General features: G+C 35.5%; 16 protein-coding genes. 6 read left to right on the top strand and 10 right to left on the bottom strand.

Going from position 1 to position 25,248, the window contains the following annotated elements; translation table 11 throughout:
* The first annotated feature begins 35 nt into the window (after nucleotides 1-35).
* Nucleotides 36-845, top strand: a complete 810-nt coding sequence (locus VI621_RS06940) for a hypothetical protein (protein WP_324217654.1) — start codon at nucleotides 36-38, stop codon at nucleotides 843-845.
* 124 nt (nucleotides 846-969) lie between these two features.
* Here the strand turns inward: VI621_RS06940 and VI621_RS06935 are convergent, their stop codons facing one another.
* The 4 genes from VI621_RS06935 to VI621_RS06920 all read right to left on the bottom strand — a co-directional run bounded on the left by VI621_RS06935 (nucleotide 970) and on the right by VI621_RS06920 (nucleotide 6,747).
* Entirely contained in the window at nucleotides 970-2,511 is a 1,542-nt protein-coding gene (locus VI621_RS06935; protein WP_324217653.1) for an acyl-CoA carboxylase subunit beta, read from the bottom strand.
* Nucleotides 2,512-2,514: 3 nt separating this feature from the next.
* Entirely contained in the window at nucleotides 2,515-3,957 is a 1,443-nt protein-coding gene (gene accC, locus VI621_RS06930; protein ID WP_324217652.1) for an acetyl-CoA carboxylase biotin carboxylase subunit, read from the bottom strand.
* Nucleotides 3,958-3,961: 4 nt separating this feature from the next.
* Entirely contained in the window at nucleotides 3,962-4,447 is a 486-nt protein-coding gene (locus tag VI621_RS06925) for an acetyl-CoA carboxylase biotin carboxyl carrier protein subunit (protein ID WP_324217651.1), read from the bottom strand.
* A gap of 107 nt (nucleotides 4,448-4,554) precedes the next feature.
* Complete coding sequence (locus VI621_RS06920; protein WP_324217650.1) at nucleotides 4,555-6,747, bottom strand: B12-binding domain-containing radical SAM protein; 2,193 nt, start codon at nucleotides 6,745-6,747, stop codon at nucleotides 4,555-4,557.
* A gap of 349 nt (nucleotides 6,748-7,096) precedes the next feature.
* Between VI621_RS06920 and VI621_RS06915 the strand changes: the two genes are divergently transcribed.
* The 4 genes from VI621_RS06915 (at nucleotide 7,097) to VI621_RS06900 (ending at nucleotide 16,458) form a co-directional block, all read left to right on the top strand.
* Nucleotides 7,097-12,919, top strand: coding sequence for a T9SS type B sorting domain-containing protein (locus VI621_RS06915; protein ID WP_324217649.1), 5,823 nt, complete (start codon nucleotides 7,097-7,099; stop codon nucleotides 12,917-12,919).
* 78 nt (nucleotides 12,920-12,997) lie between these two features.
* On the top strand, nucleotides 12,998-14,590 hold the full coding sequence (bshC, locus tag VI621_RS06910; RefSeq protein WP_324217648.1) for a bacillithiol biosynthesis cysteine-adding enzyme BshC: 1,593 nt from the start codon (nucleotides 12,998-13,000) through the stop codon (nucleotides 14,588-14,590).
* Between the two features lie 67 nt (nucleotides 14,591-14,657).
* Nucleotides 14,658-15,929 carry an acyltransferase family protein gene (locus VI621_RS06905; protein WP_324217647.1) on the top strand — a complete coding sequence of 424 codons (1,272 nt, stop codon included), beginning with the start codon at nucleotides 14,658-14,660 and terminating at the stop codon, nucleotides 15,927-15,929.
* A 109-nt stretch (nucleotides 15,930-16,038) separates the two neighbouring features.
* Nucleotides 16,039-16,458 carry a nucleoside-diphosphate kinase gene (locus VI621_RS06900; RefSeq protein WP_324217646.1) on the top strand — a complete coding sequence of 140 codons (420 nt, stop codon included), beginning with the start codon at nucleotides 16,039-16,041 and terminating at the stop codon, nucleotides 16,456-16,458.
* A gap of 83 nt (nucleotides 16,459-16,541) precedes the next feature.
* On the opposite strand, the gene VI621_RS06895 is transcribed toward VI621_RS06900, so the two are convergent.
* Nucleotides 16,542-16,838 carry a DUF721 domain-containing protein gene (locus VI621_RS06895; RefSeq protein ID WP_324217645.1) on the bottom strand — a complete coding sequence of 99 codons (297 nt, stop codon included), beginning with the start codon at nucleotides 16,836-16,838 and terminating at the stop codon, nucleotides 16,542-16,544.
* Complete coding sequence (locus VI621_RS06890; RefSeq protein WP_324217644.1) at nucleotides 16,819-17,256, bottom strand: lipocalin family protein; 438 nt, start codon at nucleotides 17,254-17,256, stop codon at nucleotides 16,819-16,821. Before VI621_RS06890 ends, VI621_RS06895 begins: the two co-directional genes overlap by 20 nt.
* 123 nt (nucleotides 17,257-17,379) lie before the next feature.
* Here VI621_RS06890 and VI621_RS06885 point away from each other — a divergent pair, with 123 nt between their 5' ends.
* Complete coding sequence (locus VI621_RS06885) at nucleotides 17,380-18,444, top strand: serine hydrolase (protein WP_324217643.1); 1,065 nt, start codon at nucleotides 17,380-17,382, stop codon at nucleotides 18,442-18,444.
* A gap of 16 nt (nucleotides 18,445-18,460) precedes the next feature.
* Here the strand turns inward: VI621_RS06885 and VI621_RS06880 are convergent, their stop codons facing one another.
* The 4 genes from VI621_RS06880 to VI621_RS06865 all read right to left on the bottom strand — a co-directional run bounded on the left by VI621_RS06880 (nucleotide 18,461) and on the right by VI621_RS06865 (nucleotide 25,246).
* Complete coding sequence (locus VI621_RS06880; protein ID WP_324217642.1) at nucleotides 18,461-23,386, bottom strand: LamG-like jellyroll fold domain-containing protein; 4,926 nt, start codon at nucleotides 23,384-23,386, stop codon at nucleotides 18,461-18,463.
* 326 nt (nucleotides 23,387-23,712) lie between these two features.
* Nucleotides 23,713-23,880: a hypothetical protein gene (locus tag VI621_RS06875; protein ID WP_324217641.1), complete on the bottom strand. Its 168-nt coding sequence runs from the start codon at nucleotides 23,878-23,880 to the stop codon at nucleotides 23,713-23,715.
* A gap of 7 nt (nucleotides 23,881-23,887) precedes the next feature.
* Nucleotides 23,888-24,841: a signal recognition particle-docking protein FtsY gene (ftsY, locus tag VI621_RS06870; RefSeq protein ID WP_324217640.1), complete on the bottom strand. Its 954-nt coding sequence runs from the start codon at nucleotides 24,839-24,841 to the stop codon at nucleotides 23,888-23,890.
* A gap of 252 nt (nucleotides 24,842-25,093) precedes the next feature.
* Nucleotides 25,094-25,246, bottom strand: a complete 153-nt coding sequence (locus tag VI621_RS06865; RefSeq protein WP_151107925.1) for a DUF4295 domain-containing protein — start codon at nucleotides 25,244-25,246, stop codon at nucleotides 25,094-25,096.
* Between the last annotated feature and the right edge of the window lie 2 nt (nucleotides 25,247-25,248).

Raw genomic sequence — 25,248 nt, 5'->3', positions numbered from 1 at the left:
ATGACTTTTCTCAGTTAATAGTAAACGGAAACATTATGAAAATAATTTTAAGCAGAAAGGGATATGACAGCAGTTATGGCGGCGGAGCAAGTCCAATAATGCCCAATGGGGACTTAATATCCATACCTATTCCAAGTGTAAATAATGAAATCGGCACGGCATATTCTGAAATAAATTATGGAACAAAATCCTATTTAGAATTAATGAAAGAATTGGGTTTAAAAATCCCAAAAGATGAAGATTGTCACTTTGATCCGGATTTAATTCAAAATGCTGTCAAAAGAGAACCAAACTGGACCGGAATCTTTGGACAGAATGGTTATGCTTTGTCACATTTAGAAAAAACACCCTTAGAAGAAGGAGATCTTTTCTTGTTTTTCGGATCTTTCAAAAGAACTTATCATAAAAAAACACTGAAATTTGAAAGAGATAATGAAAGACATATCATTTTTGGTTATTTGATAATTGATAAAATCATGAACCCACATGACGATCCAGAAAACGTCATTTATAATTCACACCCCCATTTTAAAAATGCTGATCATTATAAAAACAGCAATACCGTTTATATTGCAAAAGATGAAAATGGCTATGGAACATTCAAATATCGTGACGAATTAGTCTTAACACGTGAAGGTTATTCAAAAAGTCAATGGGAATTACCCATGATTTTTCATCCAAAAAACGGAACGCAAATAAGCAGACATTCAGATAAAAACATCGAAACAAGAGAAGATAAAATGCTTCTTAATTCGGTAGGAATTGGACACGATTTCGTAATCGAAGGAAATCCGGAAATTGAAAAATGGGCAAAAGACCTTATCACCCATTCTGAAAAAATATAATAATACTACAGTAAAGAAAAGGCCTCACGTTGGACTTCAAACATTTTATCTCTTTTAGGGAAAGCGATAAAGTTTGATGAAAATCGTGAGGTTCTTTATTGAAAATATAAAATAACCCTATTATCTACAAAGGAATATTACCATGTTTTCTATTAGGTACCGCACTCACTTTATTTTCGAGCATACTAAATGCTTTTATCAATTTTCTTCGGGTGTCTTGCGGTAAGATGACCTCATCAACAAAGCCACGTTGCGCTGCGGTGTAAGGATTGGCAAATAATTCTGCATATTCCGTTTCTTTTTCCAAGAGTTTTGCTTCATGGTCATGCTCTTCGTTAATTTCTTTTTTAAAGATAATTTCACTTGCCCCTTTGGCTCCCATAACGGCAATTTCGGCAGTAGGCCATGCAAAATTCATGTCTGCACCAATATGCTTTGAGTTCATAACATCATAAGCACCACCATAAGCTTTTCGGGTAATAACGGTCACTCTTGGTACTGTTGCTTCACTTAGTGCGTACAACAATTTCGCACCGTGAACAATAATCCCGTTCCACTCTTGGTCGGTTCCCGGTAAAAAACCCGGTACATCTACCAAAACCAATAACGGAATATTAAAACAATCGCAAAAACGGGTAAATCTTGCCGCTTTTTTCGAACTGTTCACATCGAGACAACCTGCTAAAATCATCGGTTGATTGGCTATAATCCCAATGCTTCTTCCGCCCAATCGGGCAAAACCCACAAGGATATTTTCAGCATAATTTTTATGGATTTCAAAAAATGAATCTTCATCAATAATACCACCAATCACACTATGCATATCGTATGGTTTATTCGGATTATCCGGAATAATATTCGCCAATTGTTCCCGAACCTCATCATTCAATTCGTATGGTAAATTACGAGGCGTTTCTTTATTGCTTTGTGGCAAATAACTCAACAATCGCTTGAGGTCTTCAAGACATTCCACATCATTTGTAGATGTGCAATGCGCCACACCGGATTTAGTAGAATGTGTGCTCGCTCCACCTAATTCCTCCGAAGTCACGGTTTCGTTGGTCACGGTTTTTACCACATTCGGCCCAGTTACAAACATATAACTGGTGTCTTCGACCATCATCGTAAAATCAGTCATCGCAGGCGAATACACGGCTCCACCGGCGCAGGGCCCCATAATAGCAGAGATTTGTGGGATTACTCCCGAAGCTTGAACGTTTCTGTAAAAAATATCAGCATAACCGCCCAAAGAACGAACACCTTCCTGAATACGTGCTCCACCAGAATCATTCAGTCCAATCATGGGCGCACCCATTTTGACTGCCATATCCATGACTTTACAGATCTTTTCGGCATGCGTTTCGGATAACGAACCACCAAAAACCGTAAAATCCTGAGCGAAAATATAGACCAATCGTCCGTTTATGGTTCCGTATCCGGTAATGACCCCATCCCCGTAATACAGTTCTTTTTCCATTCCAAAATCCGAGGTTCGGTGCGTAACCAACATACCGATTTCTTCAAAAGAACCTTCGTCCATCAAATAATTGACGCGTTCCCTTGCGGTTAGTTTTTTATTGGAATGTTGTCTTTCAATACGTTTTTTACCACCACCCAAATGAGCTTCGGCAATTTTATCGTTTAATGTTTTTATCTTAGATTCCATAATTTACTGAATTGGTAAGCGTACGATTTTTTGATCTTCAAAATACTGTTTCAACGCCACCAAAGCAGCGATTTCGGCTTCTTGTGCCATTTGATTTTTCAACATATCGGCATTGTAATATTTCTTCACAAAATGCGTGTCAAAATTCCCGGAACGAAAAGCCTCGTGTTCAAAAACAAATTTCCCGAAAGGTAAAGTCGTCTGAACGCCTTCAACATGATAGCCTTCAATAGCTTTGAGCATAATTTGAATAGCTTCTTCACGGGTTTCGCCATAGGTAATCAATTTGGCCAACATTGGATCATAATAAATCGGAATATCCATGCCTTGTTCAAAACCGTTATCTACGCGAATGCCTTCGCCAACAGGCAATTGATACACATCCAAATGACCTACACTTGGTAAGAAATCATTCAATGGATCTTCGGCATACACACGTAATTCCATGGCATGACCTTTTATCTTCAAATCTTCTTGTTTGATTACCAATGCTTCTCCCCTTGCCACTCTGATTTGCAGTTCGACCAAGTCAGTTCCCGTAATCCATTCCGTAACGGGATGCTCCACCTGCAAACGGGTATTCATTTCAAGGAAGTAGAAATTATTGTTTTCGTCCAATAAAAATTCGACCGTTCCTGCTCCTAAATAATCGCAGGATTTAGCCACCAAAATAGCAGCTTCGCCCATTTTTTTACGCAATTCAGGTGTTAAAACCGAAGAAGGTGCTTCTTCTATTACTTTTTGATGACGTCTTTGTATGCTGCATTCTCTTTCGAATAAATACAAAACATTACCATGACTGTCCGCCATAATTTGAATTTCGATATGTCTTGGTGAAGCCACATATTTTTCTATAAAAACGGAACCATCACCAAAAGCGGAAATCGCTTCACTGATGGCGCGATCCATTTGAGATTCAAAATCAGCTTCGCTTTCTACCACACGCATTCCTTTTCCACCACCACCGGCAGAGGCTTTAATCAATATTGGAAACCCAATTTCTTTAGCAACGACTTTTGCTTTTTCCACATCCGTAATGGCTTCGTCAAAACCTGGAACCATTGGAATATTGTATTGCTTAACGGCATCTTTGGCCGCTAATTTACTACCCATTATTTTTATCGCTTTCGACTTGGGACCAATAAATATAATATTGTTTTTTTCTGCTTCTTCGGCAAAATCAGCATTTTCGCTCAGGAACCCGTAACCAGGATGAATCGCATCCACGTTTAAGGCTCTGGCAACTTCAATAATTTTACTTCCTAGCAAATAGGATTGGCTTGAAGGGGATTCCCCAATCCAAACGGCTTCATCGGCAAATTTTACGTGCGGTGCATTTCTATCTGCAGTTGAATACACTGCGACGGTTTTTATGCCCATTTTTTGTGCGGTTTTCATCACCCTGATGGCAATTTCCCCTCTATTGGCTACTAATATTTTTTTCATGATTTTACTCGAATTCAATTAATAACTGCCCTTTATCTACCGCATCTCCCATTACCACCGAAATTGATTTAATGATTCCATCGCGTGGCGAAAGAAAACTGTTTTCCATTTTCATGGCACCCAAAATAATCAGACTATCGTTTTCTTTTACGGTTTGACCTACAATCACACTGATTTCGAGAATCAATCCGGGCATGGGCGCTTTGATAAAATTGACTTGTTTGGTAAGGCCGGTTTCGAATCCCATTTCTTTAATAAGAATATCCAAAGGATTTGAAATAGCAACGGTGTAGGTACTATTATTCACCTTAACGGTGTAGCTTTTTTGATGAAAATCCGAAGTTACGATTTCCGCTTTATAAGAAGTGTTTTGATGAAGTATATGAAATTTATTGGCTTCCACACTCACTGCATCCAGTTTCGAAATACTTTCCTTTTCCAAATCAAAATGAAAAGTGTCATTTACATTTACTTTATAACCAATACTCATTTGCTTCTATTTTATGGTAGTAAAAATAGGCAAAAGAAAACGTTTTCGTAAATGTAAAATGTAAGTTTTATGCTAAATAATATAGTTTCCTGAAAAATAAATGTTTTTTACAATACCAATAAACCAAATTCTCTTAATGTTTTAACTGGTTTTGAAAACCAAAACAATTCGAAGTCTTCCAAATGGAGTTCAAAATTGGATTTTATTTCCTGAAATGTATGGATTTTAACATTCGAAACCGAAATTTTATGCAGAATTTCTACAAGCCATTCGCCTTCGTTTCTATTAGGCTGAATACTGAAACTTTCCTTTTTGTCGTGAAAAGTTAGCGTCATCATTTCCCAAGAATTTCCTTTTTTGGATTTGGTAAAATATTCTGCTGATGGCTTTCCTCCTAACCAAACGATTTTTGCTGTAGACTTGATATTAAAATCTTCCTCTTCCTGTAAGGCATCAAAAATAAAATCGGGAGCAATTTTCGTCCTCGGAATTTTAAACTCGAACCAATCCTGCAATTCATAATCAAAACAGATTCCGTGCATGAAATTGAACAAGGATTTCTTGAGTCCAAAACTGAATTTATCGTGGTCAATTCCTGTTGAATCTTTATAATTAATATCGTTATTGGCAAAAGTGCCAAGGATTTCGGTTTCTTTTACAACACCAAATTTTTCAGGATACATTCCAACGGGACTGTGCGCCGTCATGGCGAATTGATGCCAAAAACCGGATTGCAACACGCCAACTTCAAATAATTGCCGCACCATTTCTAGGCTATCCACAGTTTCTTGAATCGTTTGTGTGGGATAACCGTACATCAAATAGGCATGGACCATTATCCCTGCTTCAGTGAAATTTCGGGTAACTTTTGCCACTTGCTCTACCGTTACGCCTTTGTCTATTAGTTTCAACAATCGATCTGATGCCACTTCCAATCCGCCTGAAACAGCGATGCAACCGGAAGCTTTGAGCAGTAAACACAAATCTTTGGAGAAACTTTTTTCGAATCGGATGTTTGTCCACCACGTAACCGTTAGTTTTCTACGCATAATTTCCAAAGCCAACGCGCGCATCAAAGCTGGCGGCGCGGCTTCATCTACAAAATGAAAACCATTTTGTCCTGTTTGGCCCATCATTTCTTCCATTCTGTCGCACAATAAACTGGCAGCAACAGGTTCGTAGACTTTTATATAATCCAAAGAGATATCGCAAAAAGTACATTTCCCCCAATAACACCCGTGTGCCATCGTAAGTTTATTCCAACGTCCGTCACTCCACATGCGGTGCATCGGATTGACGATTTCGATAACTGAAATGTATTTATCCAGTAACAAATCCGAGTAATCCGGCGTACCGACTTGAGATTGTTTGTAGTCGCTTTTGGTGGAATTATTTTTATAAATAACTTTATCTTCTTCTAAAAGGAACGTTCTTTTAAACGAATTATAATCCGGGCTTTCGATATTAGAAATTAACTCTTCGATTGGCATTTCGCCATCGTCCAAAGTAATAAAATCGAAGAACTCAAACACTCTTTTGTCCGAAAGCGAACGCAATTCCGTATTAGGAAAACCGCCGCCCATCGAAATTTTTATATTAGAATCATGTCTTTTTACCCATTGTGCGCATCGAAAAGCTGCGTATAAATTCCCGGGAAATGGCACTGAAATCAAAAATAAAGAAGGCTGAATAGATTCAATTCGTTCTTTTAAAATCGAAATCAGAATATCATCTATATACGTGTATTCTTGTTGCAATGCTTCATATAATTCATCAAAACTATTGGCCGAACGTCCTAAACGCTCAGCATAGCGACTAAACCCAAAGTTTTCGTCGACACATTCAATAATCAAATCAGAAATATCTTCGAGATATAAAGTTGCTAAATGTTTGGCTTTATCTTGTGTTCCCATACTTCCAAAAGCCCAATCTAATTCTTCCAGTTGTGCAAATCGGGAAGCTTCAGGCAAAAAATCATCCTGACAAATGGATAAAGCTAATGTTGGATTTTTCCCTTGCAAAAACAAAATTACAGCATCAATGGTTTTGATGTAATCGTCTTGTAAAGCAATTATACGCTGACTGTTTTCGGAAATTTCCTGATTTTTAGATTCGATATATTCGAATAAATCAATCAGTCCTTGTTTGGAGAATAACTTCAAAATCGTTTCAATACCCAAATCCGCTTGGAAAGACGCTATGTTTTTGGTATTCAAAAAACCTTTGATATAGGCCGTTGCCGGATACGGAGTGTTCAGTTGGGTAAAGGGTGGCGTGATGAGGAAAATATTGGTTTTCAAGAAAAATTATTTATGCAAAAATATGGGTTATTTATCATTTTTTTACAAAAGTTTACAACGACATTTTTATTTATGAAATTAAAATTATTATCGCATTTACACCTTATTACAAATGAATTCAAATAATGATTTTATAATATTCATTTGTATAAATTTACCTACATTTGCGCTGATTTAAATTTTCCATAGCAAAACATAAATTCCTCTTCATTATTTTCTTGTCAACTATTTGATCAAAGTAAGAATAAATCAATTGAATTTAAAAAAAGTAAGAATTATATTGCTTATAATAAAAATAGATTCTGAAAATGAATCATAAACAATGATACACCTATCAAATAGAAATACAATGAGAGCATTTTTTTTATTTTTTACCTTATTGTTTACTTTGATTGGAAGTGCCCAAGAAAACTGTAGCAATGGTATTGACGATGATGGCGATGGAAAAATAGATTTGAATGATCCAGATTGTATTTGTAATACATCATCCATTACATCAATAATTCCAAATCCTTCGTTTGAGACTTATACCAGTTGTCCAACTCAATTTTCACAATTAAATTTAGCAACACCTTGGATACAAGCTACAGAAGCTACCACTGATTATTACAATACTTGTGGTTTTATAATGCCCGCAATTTCTGCTGCCGGACTTCAGAACTTTCCCGATGGAAATGGTATTGTGGGTGCTTTATATTTAAGCGATTGGAATGAATATTTAGGAGCCACATTACTGTCGCCTATGATTGCCGGAACAAATTATCAATTAACATTCAAGATAGCAGGAATAATGTGTTTTGACGACGGAAGTCCAGCGGGAATAAATGTAAATACCCTTGAGCCAGTTAATTTAACACTTTATGGCTGTACTAATGGAGCTAATTTACCGATAAATACAACTTACAACCCTACTTCATTAGATCCATCTTGGATAGAAATTGGTCATGCTACATATAACCCTGTATCGAATTGGGGTGAAATTACTATTTTATTTACTCCCAGCATAAATGTAAATGCAATTATGCTAGGTCCTCCACCTGTTTTACCATTATCGTATCCAAGCAATACCGGAGTGTCTTATCCTTATTTTTTATATGATAATTTACTTTTAAACACAGCCTCATCATTTGGCGTAAACATAACTAAAAGTGGAAATTTTTGCGATAATAATTTGGTGTTAAATGCTAATATTACTGCAAATGTCGGAACAGGAACAACCTATCAATGGTATCATAACGGAATAGCCATTGCCGGAGCAACAAATAGCACCTATAGTATTCCTTCTTTTCCAACAAGTTTAGGGAATTATTCTGTGAAAATAACAAATGGCTCTACTTGTTATATAAGTTCTAATTTTATGGTTAACAACATAATTTCCAGCCCTAGTTTCACTACTGTACCTCCCAATTGTATAGTAACATCCGGATCAATTACAATAACTACACCTGCATCCGAATACAGTTTTGATAACGGAGCCACATGGCAACTTAGCCCAACTAAAAATATGTTGGCAGTTGGAACCTATTATATTAAAATAAAAACACCCAACGGCTGTGTTTCTTCAGCTTCAGGGGTAAGTATTACTGAACCTCAATTATTAGGAAATTCAAATATTACGGTTACTCAGCCCACCACTTGCGATGGCACAGGATCTATAACAATAAATTCAAGTATTGCTGCTCAATACAGTTTTGATGATGGAGTGACTTGGACTACAAATGCAACAGCGACTAACTTAATTCCAGGCAATTATTTTATTAGAGTTAAAGATGCGGCCGGTTGTCAATCCTCGTCCCAATTTGTAATTATAAATACAATTTATTTGGGGAATCCAACTTTTACGGTAACCCAACCAGTTTGTGGCACAGGGGGAACAATAAATATTACAACAACAGCAGCACAATATAGTTTTGATGATGGAGTGACGTGGACTACAAATCCTATTGCAAACGATTTGGCACCGGGTACCTATTTGATTAAAATAAGGAATGCTGCGGGATGTGAATCTTATACTCAATATGCTTTTTTAAACACTTTTTATTTAAATGTTATCCCAACCTTCACCATTATCCAACCTATTTGTGGTACAGGCGGAACAATTACAATTACGACACCTGCTGCCCAATATAGTCTTGATGGAGGAACTACATGGACGACCAATCCTATTGCATCAAATTTAGCACCTGGAACATATTATATAATGATACAAAACAGTTTGGGTTGTATCTCAAACTATCAATATGCAAATCTTGATTATTTTTATTTACCAAATCCAACATATACTATTGTACAACCCGTTTGTGGTATAGGTGGGACAATTACAATTACGACACCTTCTGATCAATATAGTTTTGATGGTGGAAATACTTGGACTACAAATCCTATTGCATCCAATTTAGCGCCAGGGACTTATTATATAATGATTCAAAATAGCTTGGGTTGCAGATCCAATTATCAGTATGCAAATCTTGATTATTTTTATTTACCAAATCCAACATTTGTAGCGGTAAATCCTTCCTGCGGAAACATTGGAAGTATAACTATTACTACACCAGCTGCTCAATATAGTTTTGACGGAGGAAACACGTGGACAACTAATCCGGTAGCTAATAATTTGCAAGCAGGTTATTATTACATAAAAATAAAAAATGCTCTGGGTTGTGAGTCCAATTATGTTTATGCTTATCTTGATTCTACCTATTTGGCAACCCCAAATTATACTGTAGTTCAGCCGGGTTGTGGCACAAATGGAAGTATTACAATTACTACAACTGCTGCGCAATATAGTTTTGATGGCGGAAATACTTGGACTGCTAATCCTGTAGCTTCTAATCTTGCTCCTGGAAGTTACTATAATGTTATTATCAAAAATAGCTCGGGATGTGTATCATCATATCAATCCGTTTACATGGAGTCTTATTATTTACCCAATCCAACATTTACAATTGTTCAGCCAATTTGCGGAACAGGGGGGATCATCACAATAACCACACCATCCGCACAATATAGCTTTGATGGAGGAACAACTTGGGTTACTAATCCTGTAGCATCCAATTTAGCTTCCGGTTATTATTATATTTTGATTAAAAATAGTTTGGGTTGTGTTTCTAATTATCAGTATGCCTATTTAGATCCATTTTATTTACCCAATCCAACTTTTACTGTTACTCAACCCAGTTGCGGAACAGGAGGGACTATCACAATAACCACACCATCTGCACAATATAGCTTTGATGGCGGAACAACTTGGGTTACTAATCCTGTAGCATCCAATTTGGCTTCTGGTTATTATTCTATTTTGATTAAAAATAGTTTGGGTTGTGTTTCTTATAATCAGTATGCCTCCTTAGATCAATTTTATTTACCCGATCCAACTTTTACTGTTACTCAACCGAGTTGTGGCAACGGAGGCAGTATTACCATAGCAACACCTTCTGATCAATATAGTTTTGACAATGGATCAACTTGGACTACTAATCCTATTGCTTCCAATCTAGTTTCAGGTTATTATTATATCTTAATAAAAAATGCTTTAGGTTGTGTTTCATATGCTCAATATGTATATATATATTCTACCTCCCCAACTCCTTCCGCTCCTTCTGTAACTTTTGTTCAGCCCACCAGCTGTGGGGCTACAAATGGTAGTATTACAATTAATAGTTTTGGTGTGCTTTTTAGCTTTGATAACGGTGTCACTTGGGGAACCAGTTCCTCTTTAAATTCTTTAGGTGATGGCACTTACTTAATAAGAATAAAAGACTCTAATAATGGCTGTCCATCTCTTGCAACAACGGTTACATTAAATGGATCTAATAATGTAATTGTGGCGCCAACGTTTACAACTGTACAACCAAATTGTAGTTTGGTTACCGGAACAATTACAATCAATACTGTTGCGGCTCAATATAGTTTTGATAATGGCGTAACATGGTCAACTTCAAATTCACAGTCTAGTTTGGTGGCTGGTACTTATTTAATAAAAATAAAAAATAATTTGGGATGCATTTCCTTAGCAAATTCAGCTATTATAAATCTGATTTCTATACCTAATGTACCTACTTATACTGTTATTCAACCGAATTGCAGTTTTTCTACCGGAGCAATTACCATTAATTCTATAGCTACTGAATATAGCTTTAATAATGGAATTACCTGGTCGACTACAAATGTACAATCAGGATTAATACAAGGAACATATTTGCTAAAAGTTAAAAATAGCGTAGGTTGTATTTCACTTGCTTCTTCAGCTGTTATTAATCCTTCACCAGAAACCCCGTTAGATCCCATATTATCAGTAATACAACCTAGTAGCTGTAGTAATCCTTTTGGTTCAATAAATGTAACAAGTTCTGCTCTCTTATATAGCTTTGACAATGGAGTAACTTATTCTGGTAATCCTAATTCAGGATTATTAGCCATAGGAACATACCTGGTTAAAGTAAAAAACAGTTCAAACTGTGAGTCACAACCAGTTACTGTAACAATAAACGCTCCGACAGATTACCCACTTGCACCAACAGTTAGTATAATACAACCGAATTGTTCCAATCCAAAAGGAACTATAACGGTAAATTCCATTGCTACAGAATTTAGTTTTGATAATGGTATAACATGGGGTACAACAGCGACTTTAGGGAATTTGAATCCAGGTACTTATTTAATTAAAATTAAAAATACAGTTGGATGCATTTCTAATGCTACAACGGCTATTATTATTCCATTTACTAATTTTCCGCCAACACCAAGTGTAACTTCCCCGCAAACTTTTTGCATACAACAAAATGCAACTATAAATGAAATAATTATTGTAGGTCAAAACATCAAATGGTATGATGCTTTAATGGGTGGAAATCTTTTACCAAATACTACTTTATTACAAAATAGCACAACCTATTATACCTCGCAAACTATTGGTGGTTGTGAGAGTATTAGAGTTCCTATTTTAATAAACATCCAAAACACGCAACCTCCAACCGGAAGCTCATCTCAAACTTTTTGTACTAGTCTAAATCCAACTTTGAATAACGTAGTTGTTTCGGGTACAAATCTAATATGGTATGATAGTTTTACCAGTGGTACTATTTTAGCAGTTTCGACCCTGCTAACAAATGGAGTAACTTATTACGTTTCACAAACAATTAATGGTTGTGAAAGCATAATTAGATTGGCCGTTACTATTTCACTTACAACCTCTTTACCTGCAAATAATTATGCAGCATCATTATGTGATAATTTAAACGATGGTTCCGAAACAGTAGATTTAAACAGCTATAATTCTTACCATATTTCTAATGCTTCGGCGTATAGTTTTGCTTATTACACGACTCTTATAGGTGCTGAAAATGAATTGGTTTCTGATCAAATTAATAATTCCAGTAATTACCCCTTGAATTTAGGTGTTAATAAAGTGTTTGTTAGAATTGTTTCTAACACTTCTTGCTACAAAGTGGTAGAATTGAAATTAACCCTTATTGCTTCTCCAACCGTAAATATGCAAAACACTTATAGTTTTTGCGAGAATAGCAGTATTACAATTACGGCTGGTTCCAGCTCTGGCTTCACTTATTTATGGTCAACTCTTGCGACAACCCCATCAATTACTGTTAATCAGCCGGGTAATTATTGGGTAACGGTTAGCCAAAATCATAATCCATTGCTTTGTTCTACAAGAAAAGATTTTACCGTTGTTGCTTCAAATAGTGCTACAATTACCAATATAATTACCAGTGACTGGACCGACAATCAAAACACTATAACTATCTTAATTTCGGAATCAAGTATTGGAAATTACGAATACTCTATAGATGGGATTCATTATCAGGACAGCAATATTTTCTATGGCCTAAATAGCGGAAGTTATACGGTATATGTCCACGATAAAAATGAATGTGGAACAATGGAAGAAGACGTTTTTTTATTAATGTATCCTACGTTTTTTACTCCAAATGGCGATAGTTATAATGATTTCTGGAGTATTAAATTCTCTTATTTTGAACCTGGCCTAAAAGTTAAAATCATGGATCGTTATGGGAAATTTATCAAAGAATTATTTCATAATACCTCTTGGGATGGTACTTATAATGGTCAGGAACTTCCATCTACCGATTACTGGTTTGTGGTTACCAGAGCCAATGGAAAAGAACATAGAGGTCATTTCACTTTAAAAAGATAAAAGTACACATTCCTTAACTCAATGTTAAACCAAATTTCGATACCTTTATTTTTGTTAATTTAGCAAAAAAAGTAAACCATGCCAACCGACTGTATCAGCTACCAAAATTCCGGATATTTCTCTAAAATAATTGTTGATTATTTGGACCAAAAACCAGCTTTACTGTCACTTTACAATCGTTTTCCAACACTCGAAAATTTTGAGGGACAAATTCTTGAAAAACAAGATAATTTCAATGATAGTCATCGAAAGGTTTTGGTCTCTGTTTTACAAAAACAATATCAAAATATTCAAACTTCAGATTTGACTCAACAAAATATTGAATCCCTATCTAATTCTAATACATTCACCGTCACAACGGGACATCAGTTGAATTTGTTTACCGGGCCGTTGTATTTTTTGTATAAAATTATTTCCACCATCAATTTAACAAAGGAATTAAAAGCAAAATATCCAACGTATGATTTTGTTCCCATTTATTGGATGGCGACGGAAGATCACGATTTTGAAGAAATCAATTATTTCAATTTTAAAGGCAAAAAAATCCGTTGGAATACGCCAAGTTCAGGCCCTGTAGGAAGGTTATCTACAGAAGGATTAAATAAAATTTTCGAAGTTTTTTCATTGGAATTAGGTTCTGGAAACAATGCCAATTCCATTAAAAAATTATTTCAGGAGGCGTATTTAAATCATGAAAACTTAGCTGATGCGACTCGCTATTTAGCCAATCAACTTTTTGGAGAAGCGGGTTTGGTGATTTTAGATGCAGATGATTCCTATTTGAAAAGAGAATTTATACCGTTTGTAAAAGAAGAATTATTGCATCAAACTTCAAATAGATGCGTTTTGGAAACCACGGAAAAACTGAAAGATTATCCCATTCAGGTAAATCCACGGGAAATCAATTTGTTTTATTTAGAAAATAATTTGAGAGAACGCATTATTCTGGAAGATGGAATTTATAAAGTGAATAACACTAAAATTGAATTTTCAGAAGATGAAATTTTAAATGTTATAGAAAATCATCCTGAAAAATTCAGCCCCAATGTAATAATGCGTCCGTTATTTCAGGAGGTGATTTTACCCAATCTGTGCTACATTGGTGGCGGCGGAGAAATTGCTTATTGGTTAGAGTTGAAATCATATTTTGAGAAAGTAAATATTACTTTTCCGATACTTTTACTTCGTAATTCCGTTTTATTAGCAACCGGAAAACAAGCCAAAAAAGCAGACAAATTAGAATTGTCGTGGATGGATTTATTTTCGAAACAAGCCGATTTAGTGAATTTAAAAGTAAAAGAGTTTTCAGAATTCCCTATTGATTTTTCATCACAGAAAGCAGTTTTACAGCAACAGTTTGACCATTTATATCAAATTGCGAATCAAACGGATCAATCTTTTTTGGGAGCTGTAAAAGCACAAGAAGCTAAACAAATAAAAGGATTGGAAAATCTGGAAAAACGTTTGCTGAAAGCACAAAAAAGAAAACACAGCGAAGCCTTGGAACGAATCACCGATTTACAAAACGAACTATTTCCAAATCATAGTTTGCAGGAACGAACAGCTAATTTTTCTGAATTTTATTTGGAAAACGGAGAAAATTTGATTCCTACTTTGATAAACCTACTTAATCCATTAGAAACCAAATTTAACGTAATTGCACTTCCTTAAAAATAGGAGTTTACGAGCCAAATAATTGATTTTCATAATTCATATTCACTAAAATCAACCGAAGACAATGATTAAGGAACGTTTAATTTCATTGGATGTATTTAGAGGGGTTACCATTTTATTTATGATTATTGTAAATAATCCTGGCAGTTGGTCCTTTATTTATCCTCCTTTAAAGCACGCAGACTGGAACGGTTGTACACCTGCCGATTTGGTGTTTCCTTTCTTCATTTTCATAATGGGAACGGCTATCCCTTTTGCCATGCCTGCCAAAACGTTTGACAATGCTGCTTTCAACAAAATAATCGTACGTTCTTTACGGATTTTTTGTTTGGGGTTATTTCTGAATTTTTTTAGTAAAATAGAACTCTTTAGCTTGGAAGGAATTCCATTATTATTCGGCAGATTAGCAATAACATTCGGGGTAAGCTATGCGCTTATGGGTAACTTCAGCCTAAAGGTAAAAACTTATTTGGCACTTTCTATTTTTGGTATTTTACTATTTTTGGCTTTTAGCGGCATCGAAGAATATCGGGAAGTTAGAATCCCAGGAGTGTTGCAACGAATCGGAATTGTCTATTTCTTTGTTTCACTATTGTATTTAAAAACCACTCAAAAAACACAACTACTTACTGCTTCCGTACTGTTATTAGTTTATTGGGGGATAATGGCTTTGGTCCCGGTTCCTGGAATTGGAACAGCAAATTTTGAAATAAACACCAATCTGGCGGCTTGGTTGGATAATGAATTATTACCAGGCCATTTGTGGGTTTATACAAAAACTTGGGATCCGGAGGGTATCTTGAGTACAATACCTGCAATTGCTTCAGGGATAAGCGGGCTTCTCATCGGGCAATTGCTTAATCGTTCTTTGCCACAGTTGGAAATCATCAAAAAGATGGTAATCGGAGGTCTAACGATTACTGTTTTAGGCATTGTTTGGAGCACAATATTCCCTATAAATAAATCCCTTTGGACGAGTTCTTACGTGCTATATACATCTGGATTAGCAATATTGTGTTTAACCGTTTTATACTATGTTATTGATGTCGCAAACTATAAAAGATGGAGTACATTGTTTTTAATTTGGGGCGTAAACCCAATGATCGTGTTTTTCTTTTCGGGAATTATTCCAAAAGTATTGCGTATGATCGAATTTAAAAATCCAGAAATAACAGCAAAAACAATTAATCTTCAGGACTATTTTTACAGCTCCTGTATTGCTCCTTTTTTTAATAATCCAATGTCGGCATCTTTGGTATTTGCAATACTAAATGTAATCTTGTGGTCTTTTATATTATGGCTTTTTTACAAAAACAAATTAATTTTTAAGGTATAAGTACTGAAAAATAGCATTTACCAATAGAATATCATCTTTAAATTGTTGATTTATTAAAATCAATCCATAAAAAAAGTATATTTTTGCACAAAATTAAAAAATACACAAAATGGCAACAAATAGAACATTTACAATGATTAAGCCAGATGCTGTCGCTAACGGACACATCGGTAACATTTTAGCAATGATTACAGACGGAGGTTTCAAAATTGTTTCTTTGAAATTAACGCAATTAACAATAGCTGATGCACAAGCATTTTATGCTGTTCATGCTGCAAGACCTTTCTACGGAGAATTAGTTGAATTCATGTCAAGAGGTCCAATTGTTGCTGCTATTTTAGAAAAAGACAACGCAGTAGAAGATTTCAGAACTTTAATCGGTGCTACAAATCCTGCTGATGCTGCTGAAGGAACAATCCGTAAAGCATACGCAACTTCTATCGGAGAAAATGCGGTTCACGGTTCTGATAGCGATGAAAATGCAGCTATCGAAGGTGCTTTCCATTTTGCTGGAAGAGAGCAGTTCTAGTCAACTCAAAATAATTAACGGATTTATTCGGAAATATAAAAAGCCTAACAGATTTTAAATTTGTTAGGCTTTTTTTTATGTCTTTACCTTAAAATAACTTCTTTAACGAGATCTCTTCGCAACTCTTCATTAATCATGGTAATTATTTTTGATTTTCCGTGGCTTAATTCTTCACGCAAAACTGCAGAAGTCAATTCTACATAAAGCGTACTTCCTTTTAGGACTACATTTTTGGTATAACTATTCACTCCGTTTCCCATTAATGAAACCCAGGCTTCTTTTACCGAAATCTGATCCATTCCGGGTTGAAGCTTATTTACCTCAATGATTTGTTTCAGAACATCCCCGATAGAACTTTCGTTATTTAGTCTTTTTGCCATCGCCCAGAAGATTTATTGGTATTGCTTTTTTGTAATGATATTCCGCTTTTGCAGTATTGACAATAACCATTTTTTCGTCGGAAAGTGATTGTAATTCTTCCTTCCATTTTGCATAAGGCGTGGTGTAAACCATATAGGTCTTGTCCTTTTCAAAAACAATTTCCACTTTTTCGGATTGTTCATCTACTTCAAACCTTCCGTTTAATAGTGGTTTAACTTTCTTTCGAAATCCCTTATTGGCTTTTATCTGAAAGTAATCAAAAGTTTCATTGATGGTATATTTTTTTTCATTTCCGTTCGGAAGAATGACTTTTTCAATTTCCCAATATCCGTTTAATTTTGAAATATCTTTTTCTGAAACCTTTTGGTGGCATGAAGTCAATATCAAAAGAAACAGCAGTGTATATATTTTATTCATCCGAATTATAATTTTTACAAATTTACTTTTTAAAGTTTTTAAAACTGCATTTATTTATAAACAAATCCATTCCTATTAAACTATTTTCTATTTTTAAAGTCTTAAAAGAATATACTTCTTACTATGAGAAAAATACACTTCCCTTTTTTATTCCTTATCCTTTTTGTAGGATGTAGTTCCGAAGAAAATGCTTCAACAACCGAAAGCACGTATTTTCCACCAACTGATGGAAGTGCAACTTGGGAAACCAAATCGATTGTCAATTTAGGTTGGAATGAAACTGCCGTACAGCCGCTGTTGGATTATCTTGAATTGAAACATTCCAAAGGGTTTATCATTTTGGTCGACGGAAAAATCGTAATGGAAAATTATTTCAACGGTCATTCTGCTTCAACTAATTGGTATTGGGCAAGTGCCGGAAAAACATTGACCTCAACCATGGTTGGCATTGGGGAACAAGAAGGTTTGCTCAACATAAATAATAAAGTTTCCGATTATATCGGCACGGGTTGGACCAGTGAAACATTAGCCCAGGAAAATTTAATCACTTGCAAAAACCTTCTCACAATGACCTCAGGAATAGAAGATATTACCAATGGTGATGCTGTTGACCCTGCGAGTCTTGAATATGTTGCCGATGCAGGAACACGTTGGGCCTATCATAACGTTTACGTAAAATTGCAAGATGTTGTCGCACAAGCAAGCGGAGAAACCTGGAATACTTATTTCAATGCAAAATTGAGAGATAAAATTGGTATGAATGGCACTTGGTTTGCCTCCGGAAATAACATTGTGTATTGGAGTACTACCCGAAGTATGGCCCGATTTGGATTATTGAATTTAAACAAAGGAAAATGGAAAAATGAGCAGATTCTGAATGAAAATTATTTCACGCAGGCTACAACCACTTCTCAAAATATCAATTTGGGATATGGCTATTTATGGTGGCTGAACGGAAAGCCCAGTTATCATTTACCGCAATCTCAATATCAGTTTTCCGGGAGTATTATCCCTTCAGCACCAAATGACATGTTCATGGCTTTGGGTAAAAATGATCAAAAAATATATGTAATTCCGAGTAAAAAAATGGTCGTTATCCGTATGGGAGATGCCGCCGATGAAGTGAACGCGGCCTTATCTACTTTTGATAATGATTTGTGGGTAAAAATAAAAGCGCTGTATGAATGATACAGCGCTTTATGGGTTATTGTTTCAGTATTTTTTTACTGATTACTTCTTTAGAGGTAGTCACATTAACTAAATAAACTCCTGGAGCCGCATAGAATGGAATTTCAATTGATTTAATGTTTGGCACTTTTTTCATGTTAATCAGTTGCCTTCCGTTAATATCATAAACTGAAATTTCTCTTATTTCAACGGCCTTATTTTTAACGACATACAATTTATTTTTTAAGTCATTATTGTAAATCTGTAACTTAGCTTCCGGTAATTCATCTTCTCCTAGCCTGTTTGTTTGAAAAGTTAGCTCAAAACGATTATTATAAGTCCCTGCAGCTAATTTTACTTCAGCAGGTGTTTCAGTAATATCATAATAAATCGAAGTTTGCTTATCGTAGATGTATATTTTTTGATTTGCAGGCAAGAATTCTGTACCATCAATCATAAACTTAACCTGACCTGCTATATTCATTTTTACCCCTAACGGATATTTTTTCCCAACATCAAATGCGCCCACACCTTGAATAGTGAATTCCTTATCATTAATGATAAAATAAAGATCGCTACTCTGGGTATCCAATTGATGACCATCATATCCCTTATCTACACCGTCTGTTGCATTTTCATTCATAAACCCAATTAATAATTGTCTGTGCAAATTAGTAGTGTTATCAAAACCTAGCCTAATTTTTGGGTTTTTAAAATTATAAACCGGATCGTTAGCATTATCAGAAAAACGGTCAACTGTTTTGCTGGCATTATTACGGAACATCGTATTAGAAATTTGCAGACTGGCATCGTCAAAGGCATCTTCTTTAATAAAAGATCGTTGATTATTGTTGAACAGAATAGGTACAGGGCCGCTGATTCCAATTTCTCCCCTCACAAAAAATCCTTGACCAACAGGAATATACTGATATGGAACTTTAGTAGTCCCCGTTCCAACACCACTAATACCAGCGGGCGCAATTGGAGGAGTTCCACCTACCAGCGTCAACATCGCATAACCGCCCGTATACCCCGCGACGTAATGAGAATTGTTATTAGGGGAATGTTGCCAAAAATAAAGTGCTCCCGTAATAATGCCCGTTGGGTGATATCCGAAGTTAGCTACCGATATGTTATCTTTTATAAATTCGAAAGCATCTATAGCTGAAGGATATGGGTTTCCTACCAAAAATAAATTATCTGCTAATATTGAAGTACTATTTATAAAACCATTATATGGTTTCCCTACAAAGGTATAATTTTGGGTTATCGTATTGGTTGGATCTACCGGTCCATTTCCTTTTAGAGTGAAACTTTGGGAAGGACGGATAGGAGAATTTTCATTAATTTGAAGCCAATTGGCATATTGTGTACCATTTGCAAATTTATATAACCAGTATCTGGCTAAACTAATTGGCGTACCAGATGAACCGTTATATCCACCAATCCAGTTAATGTTTAAAGGTGTGGCTGTTGTACCATCTTTAAATACTCCATTTACGGTATAATCATTATTATTTGTAACCGCATTTATCGGGCCTACGGGTGACGACCAATAGTTATAGTTATATTTATTAATGGTTCCTTGTTGGCTTCTTTTTATGAAACCTTTACTTGTGGGATCCAATTCGCTGTCGAGAGTCTGAATCAGTTGAGAACGGCCTGGTAAGTCAATTAAACCGTCTAATTTTAAATAGTGGGAAACTTGTACCTTAGTATCATTATTTGCCGATAAGGTTTTGTAGGTTACCGCATCAGTACCTTCCACAAACAATCCTAAAACAGTTTTGTTTCCAGTAGACGTAATATTGTGTTTGATATTAACTATATTTCCATTTACTGATTTACCAGCACTGATTATGGAAGTATTATTCGGAATAGTTTGCAAAGCACCATTATTCCAAATTGCAGAATTTTCCCATGCACCATCCCCTATAGTTTCATACGGTAATGGAGCTGTTTGAGCATTAAAAATCTGTTTATCTTTTTTTAGATATTTTATTCGTAAAAAATTGCGGTCATCTGTTAATCCCTCTATAGTAGTACCATAATACACATTATAATCATAATATGCTTTAAGTTGGCTCCAAGGAATTGTTTTAAATTCATTTTTAGTAATTGATTGTGGGATTACTTTACCATTAACATTACCGTTTGCATGTTTTTCAATTTCCTGATTCATGATATAGTTTACCTGGTCTGACGTTAATGCCATGTTCCAAATATTGATTTCGTCAATTTCACCATTAAAAGGCGTTCTAATATCATTTTTATTAACATAAAGCGCGCCAACTGAAAACCTGGAATAATTCGGGGATGGATTTGAAAGATTAAATGTGGATGATTCTATCACTCCGTCTACATAAAAGTCCGCCGCTCCTGCATAATACACGGCAACGATGTTATGCCATTTCCCATCAGCAACCGGAGTAGTTGATTGAAATCTTAAAACACCATCCCAATATGCCTCCACTTTATGTTGCGCATTCAAACGTAATTCTAAATTAACCCCTTTACTAATTATAGTTCTATTAGCAGTGCTGCTCCCATCATTTCTTAACCAACAACCTATTGTAAATGAACCGCTATTAAGATTTAAGGCATACTCCCCAACTAAAAAATTATCAATAGCGTGAATATTTACAGCCTCTTTTACGGTAACTTTAAGCGCTTTCCCAAAAGTAAAATACTTAACACCATCAAAATCATACCAAGTTTGATACGTTTGGTTTCCTTCTTTATTTAATATTGGAACTCCAAGTGCATTTACATTTATTTTCAATGGTATGATATCAATAATATCTGCATCGCTAAAATTAGCGTTGTCACTAACAATTAAAGCATATTCTTCATTGGCAAGTTTTGGAAATGCACTGAAAGCTGTTACCGGGATACCTACAAATACATTTTCAACATCACCGTCTACATCCGTTTTAGTTTCAACAATTTTCCATTTCTTATTGATTCGGGTTGTCGAGGTAGTTAGTCCGCTATTTATTGTGGTGGTATTAGAACCACTTGCTGTATAAGTACCATTATCAGAACCCCATACCAAAAAATCACGATCTTTTTTAAACTCATTTATATTAGCATTGTTTGTTGATGCAATAACTCCTAAACCTATAGTTACTTCATTGGGATCATTACTGCTTTTAGACTGTTTTTGATATAAATCAGAAGCTACATCCTTACCAATTCCTGCAATATTATAGTTAAAACCCGCATTATTAGAAATATCCCAAATAATGTTTCCTCCAGAATCAAGATAATTTTGACTAGTTCCGTTTAATCCTAAAGTGATACCATATTTTATAGCAAGATAGGTTTCTATCTTAGGACGATTCACATCAAGCACACGAGAAGCGTAAGAAATTATCTCCGCTACTCTACCATTAAGATTTCCATAAGCAGTACCGCTATTTATATTTTTCCCAATATTATAAGGGGTTCCTTTCCAAATAGAACCATCGTTGAAACCCAAATTAGAATAGGACAAACTGCTAGTTATAGTTCCTATAACATTAGTATTAAACAACAAATCTACACCATCTGAAGCAGTAGTCGTTTTATTACGAGTATTGATAATACCTGCTTTAGAATAATCTCCAACATTATCTGCAACGCTATAAAAACTTCCACTATTATCTTGCCACTGACTGAACCATAATCTTTCATTGGCAAAACGTGTCGTAAAATCACCAAAACCAATTCCTGTATGCTCGTTTGCAATAATTGGATATGTAGGATTTGAAGCTGAAGTTCCTGAAATAATAGTCATGGGCGATGTCGTTCCGTCTATGGCAGCTTCCGGTTCCATAACAATAAAAGTTTCATGCGTGTAATACCCGTTATCTGTGTTGTACATAAATTGATTAAGTGATGTTCCATTATTTTGAAACTTTACCACAGGATTATAATTGATGTTTCCAATTGTTGCATCAACATAAGTAGGTTGATTTGCAACTGTAGTTTGTGTTGCATCTTTACCCGTTGATCCCAAATCTCTCCATAGCGGAACACTGTAATTCGTACTAACACCTAGAGGTAAAGTAATTCCTCTGGTAGACTTAAGCCATAGTCTAAAGTCTGGATTTCCACCACCCGGTCCCGTGACGCTTGGATTAAATCCTTCACCACTTACGACAAAAGTATAGGGGTTTTTTGTTACATCATTACTAGGAATTGAAATTATGGCGAATTTAATGCCCGGAGATGTCGGATGAAACAAAACGACAAAATAGGAAGCACCTCCAGGTGCAATTATGTTCGAAGCAGGAGTACCGGCAGCAGAAGGATATGGTGTTGGTTGAATAATTATCGTAAAATCCACAGATTGTATCCCAGTTACGGGGTTGTAGCCGAAACAGGTTAATGAACCCAGCGTTAGAGCACAGGTCCCAGTATTAGTAATTAAATAATTTCTCGTTGTTGTCGCTCCGACAGTAACAGTTCCAAATAAGGTTCCATTAGTTGAAGTAGGAATAGTTTGTCCGTTGGGAACAGGTTGTGTTGGTGTACCACCCAACACAGAAATTAATGGAGCGTTGGTAAAATTTATTGTAAAAGTAAATATTGGATAATTATTCGCGTTAGAATAGATTGTAACCACCGTAGATTCTGGAACGGAATTGCAATTGAAATTATTTTTTCTTATCTTAAAAACACTAAATTCATCTCTTTTAATATTAAATCTTGAAGGCGGAGATGAAATTACAAAATTAGTATTGCTTAAAGTAATTGGCGGATTTTGCAAAACCAAGGAAGAATTCCCATTAGTTGGAACGTTAGTAACCGTAAATGAAATTTCTGTTGAGGCACCAAAACTTATGGTTCCACCGTTCGTAATATTAATCGCAGGATTGCCATAACTTACAAAAATTTGCGGATTCCCTTGAGAAAAAAGCACGGAAGACCACAGAAATGTAAAGGCAAGCAGGAATTTGGTGAGGGTAGAGAATTTCATAAGCAAATATTTTTAAATGTATAAAAATCAACATTATTTCCGCTTCCTTATAAGCTAAGACCAATATTAACAAACACATAATTATGTCTTAAAAATACACATTTAATCGACAAAATACTTAATTTTAACGTTTAAAGCTCATTGCAGAGGATATAAAGATCAATTCACCTTTATATTCTTACGAATACGGACCTCATTTAACAACATCGTCATCAATAAATTCCAAAAAAACAAAAAACCCATTTCAAGGCGAAATGGGTTTTTATTTATCTAAATCCGGTCAAATTTTTCGATATAACCAATGACAAAAATTTTAAGGATGTTTACTATTTCTTGATTCTTTTGATGATTCCTAAAAAGAACAATACTACTCCAAGTATCAGAAAAAGGAGGTATAAAGTATGATACTCTTTTCTGGCTAAACTGGAAAGTACAAAAAAGATAATACTGCCCATATAGAGCTGAATGGGTTTTATATTTTTAAAAAAATCCATATTTATTTTACTTAAAAAAGGAATCTACAAATTCGTACTTATTAAACACTTGAAGATCTTCGATGCCTTCTCCTACTCCGATGTATTTTACCGGAATCTGGAATTGGTCGGAAATTCCGATGACTACGCCACCTTTTGCTGTTCCGTCAAGTTTGGTTACGGCGAGTGAGGTCACTTCGGTAGCGGCAGTGAATTGTTTGGCCTGCTCAAAAGCATTTTGTCCTGTTGAGCCATCTAAAACCAATAATACATCGTGAGGCGCTTCGTCTATGACTTTTTGCATGACGCGTTTTACTTTGGTCAATTCGTTCATTAAATTGATTTTGTTGTGCAGACGTCCGGCGGTATCAATAATTACGATATCGGCATCTTGGGCAACAGCAGATTGCAATGTATCAAAGGCTACGGAAGCCGGATCGCTCCCCATATTTTGTTTTACCAAAGGAACACCTACTCTATCGGCCCAAACCTGCAATTGGTCGATGGCTGCGGCACGAAAAGTATCCGCGGCGCCAAGAACTACTTTGTAGCCTTGTTTTTTGAATTGATACGCTAGTTTTCCTATTGTTGTGGTTTTCCCGACTCCGTTGACCCCAACTACCATAAGAACGTAGGGCTTTGTATTGATTGGAATGACAAATTCGGTGGCTTCACCGGAATTGGTTTCCGAAAGCAAACCTCCGATTTCATCCCTGAGGATTTGGTTGAGTTCATCGGTTCCTAAGTATTTGTCTTCGGCAACGCGTTTTTCTATTCGGGTGATGATTTTCAGCGTGGTATTGACACCGACATCTGAGGCCACGAGGATTTCTTCCAGGTTATCGAGCACTTCGTCATCGACTTTGGATTTTCCGGCTACGGCTTTGGTTAGTTTGGTAAAAAACGTGGTTTTCGATTTTTCGAGACCTTTGTCTAATGTTTCTTTTTTTTCTGAAGAAAATATTTTTTTAAAAAAATTCATTCTTGCTTTTGTTTATATGTTTTTGAACCCGAAATTGAATAGTCTGCGAATCATTGGTCTTTTAGCCCCGATTGGAGTGGAAATCCTTTTTTGTTCTTTCTTTAAGAACAAAAAAGATTGCAACGGAAAGCGGGTATTGCATTTATTGAAAAAGCCCGAATTTTCTGCTCCTAATTCTTTCAAGTGGTAAATATAAAAAATAAAAAAGCTACTTCCGAATGAAAGTAGCTTTTCTATATAATGTATTGTGAATTATTTCTTTTTCAAGAATTCATCAACTGCTTCAGGAGTCATAATAGATTCTACGAATGTATATGCACCAGTTTTTGGAGATTTCACCATTTTGATGGCTTTTGATAATCTTTTAGAAGCGGTTTGTAACGATGCTACGGTTTTCTTTGCCATGA

The sequence above is a fragment of the Flavobacterium sp. genome (genome assembly GCF_035292545.1).
Taxonomy (GTDB): Bacteria; Bacteroidota; Bacteroidia; order Flavobacteriales; family Flavobacteriaceae; genus Flavobacterium.
Note: the sequence above shows the minus strand (reverse complement) of the source record. Positions and strands in the feature narration are given on the sequence as shown.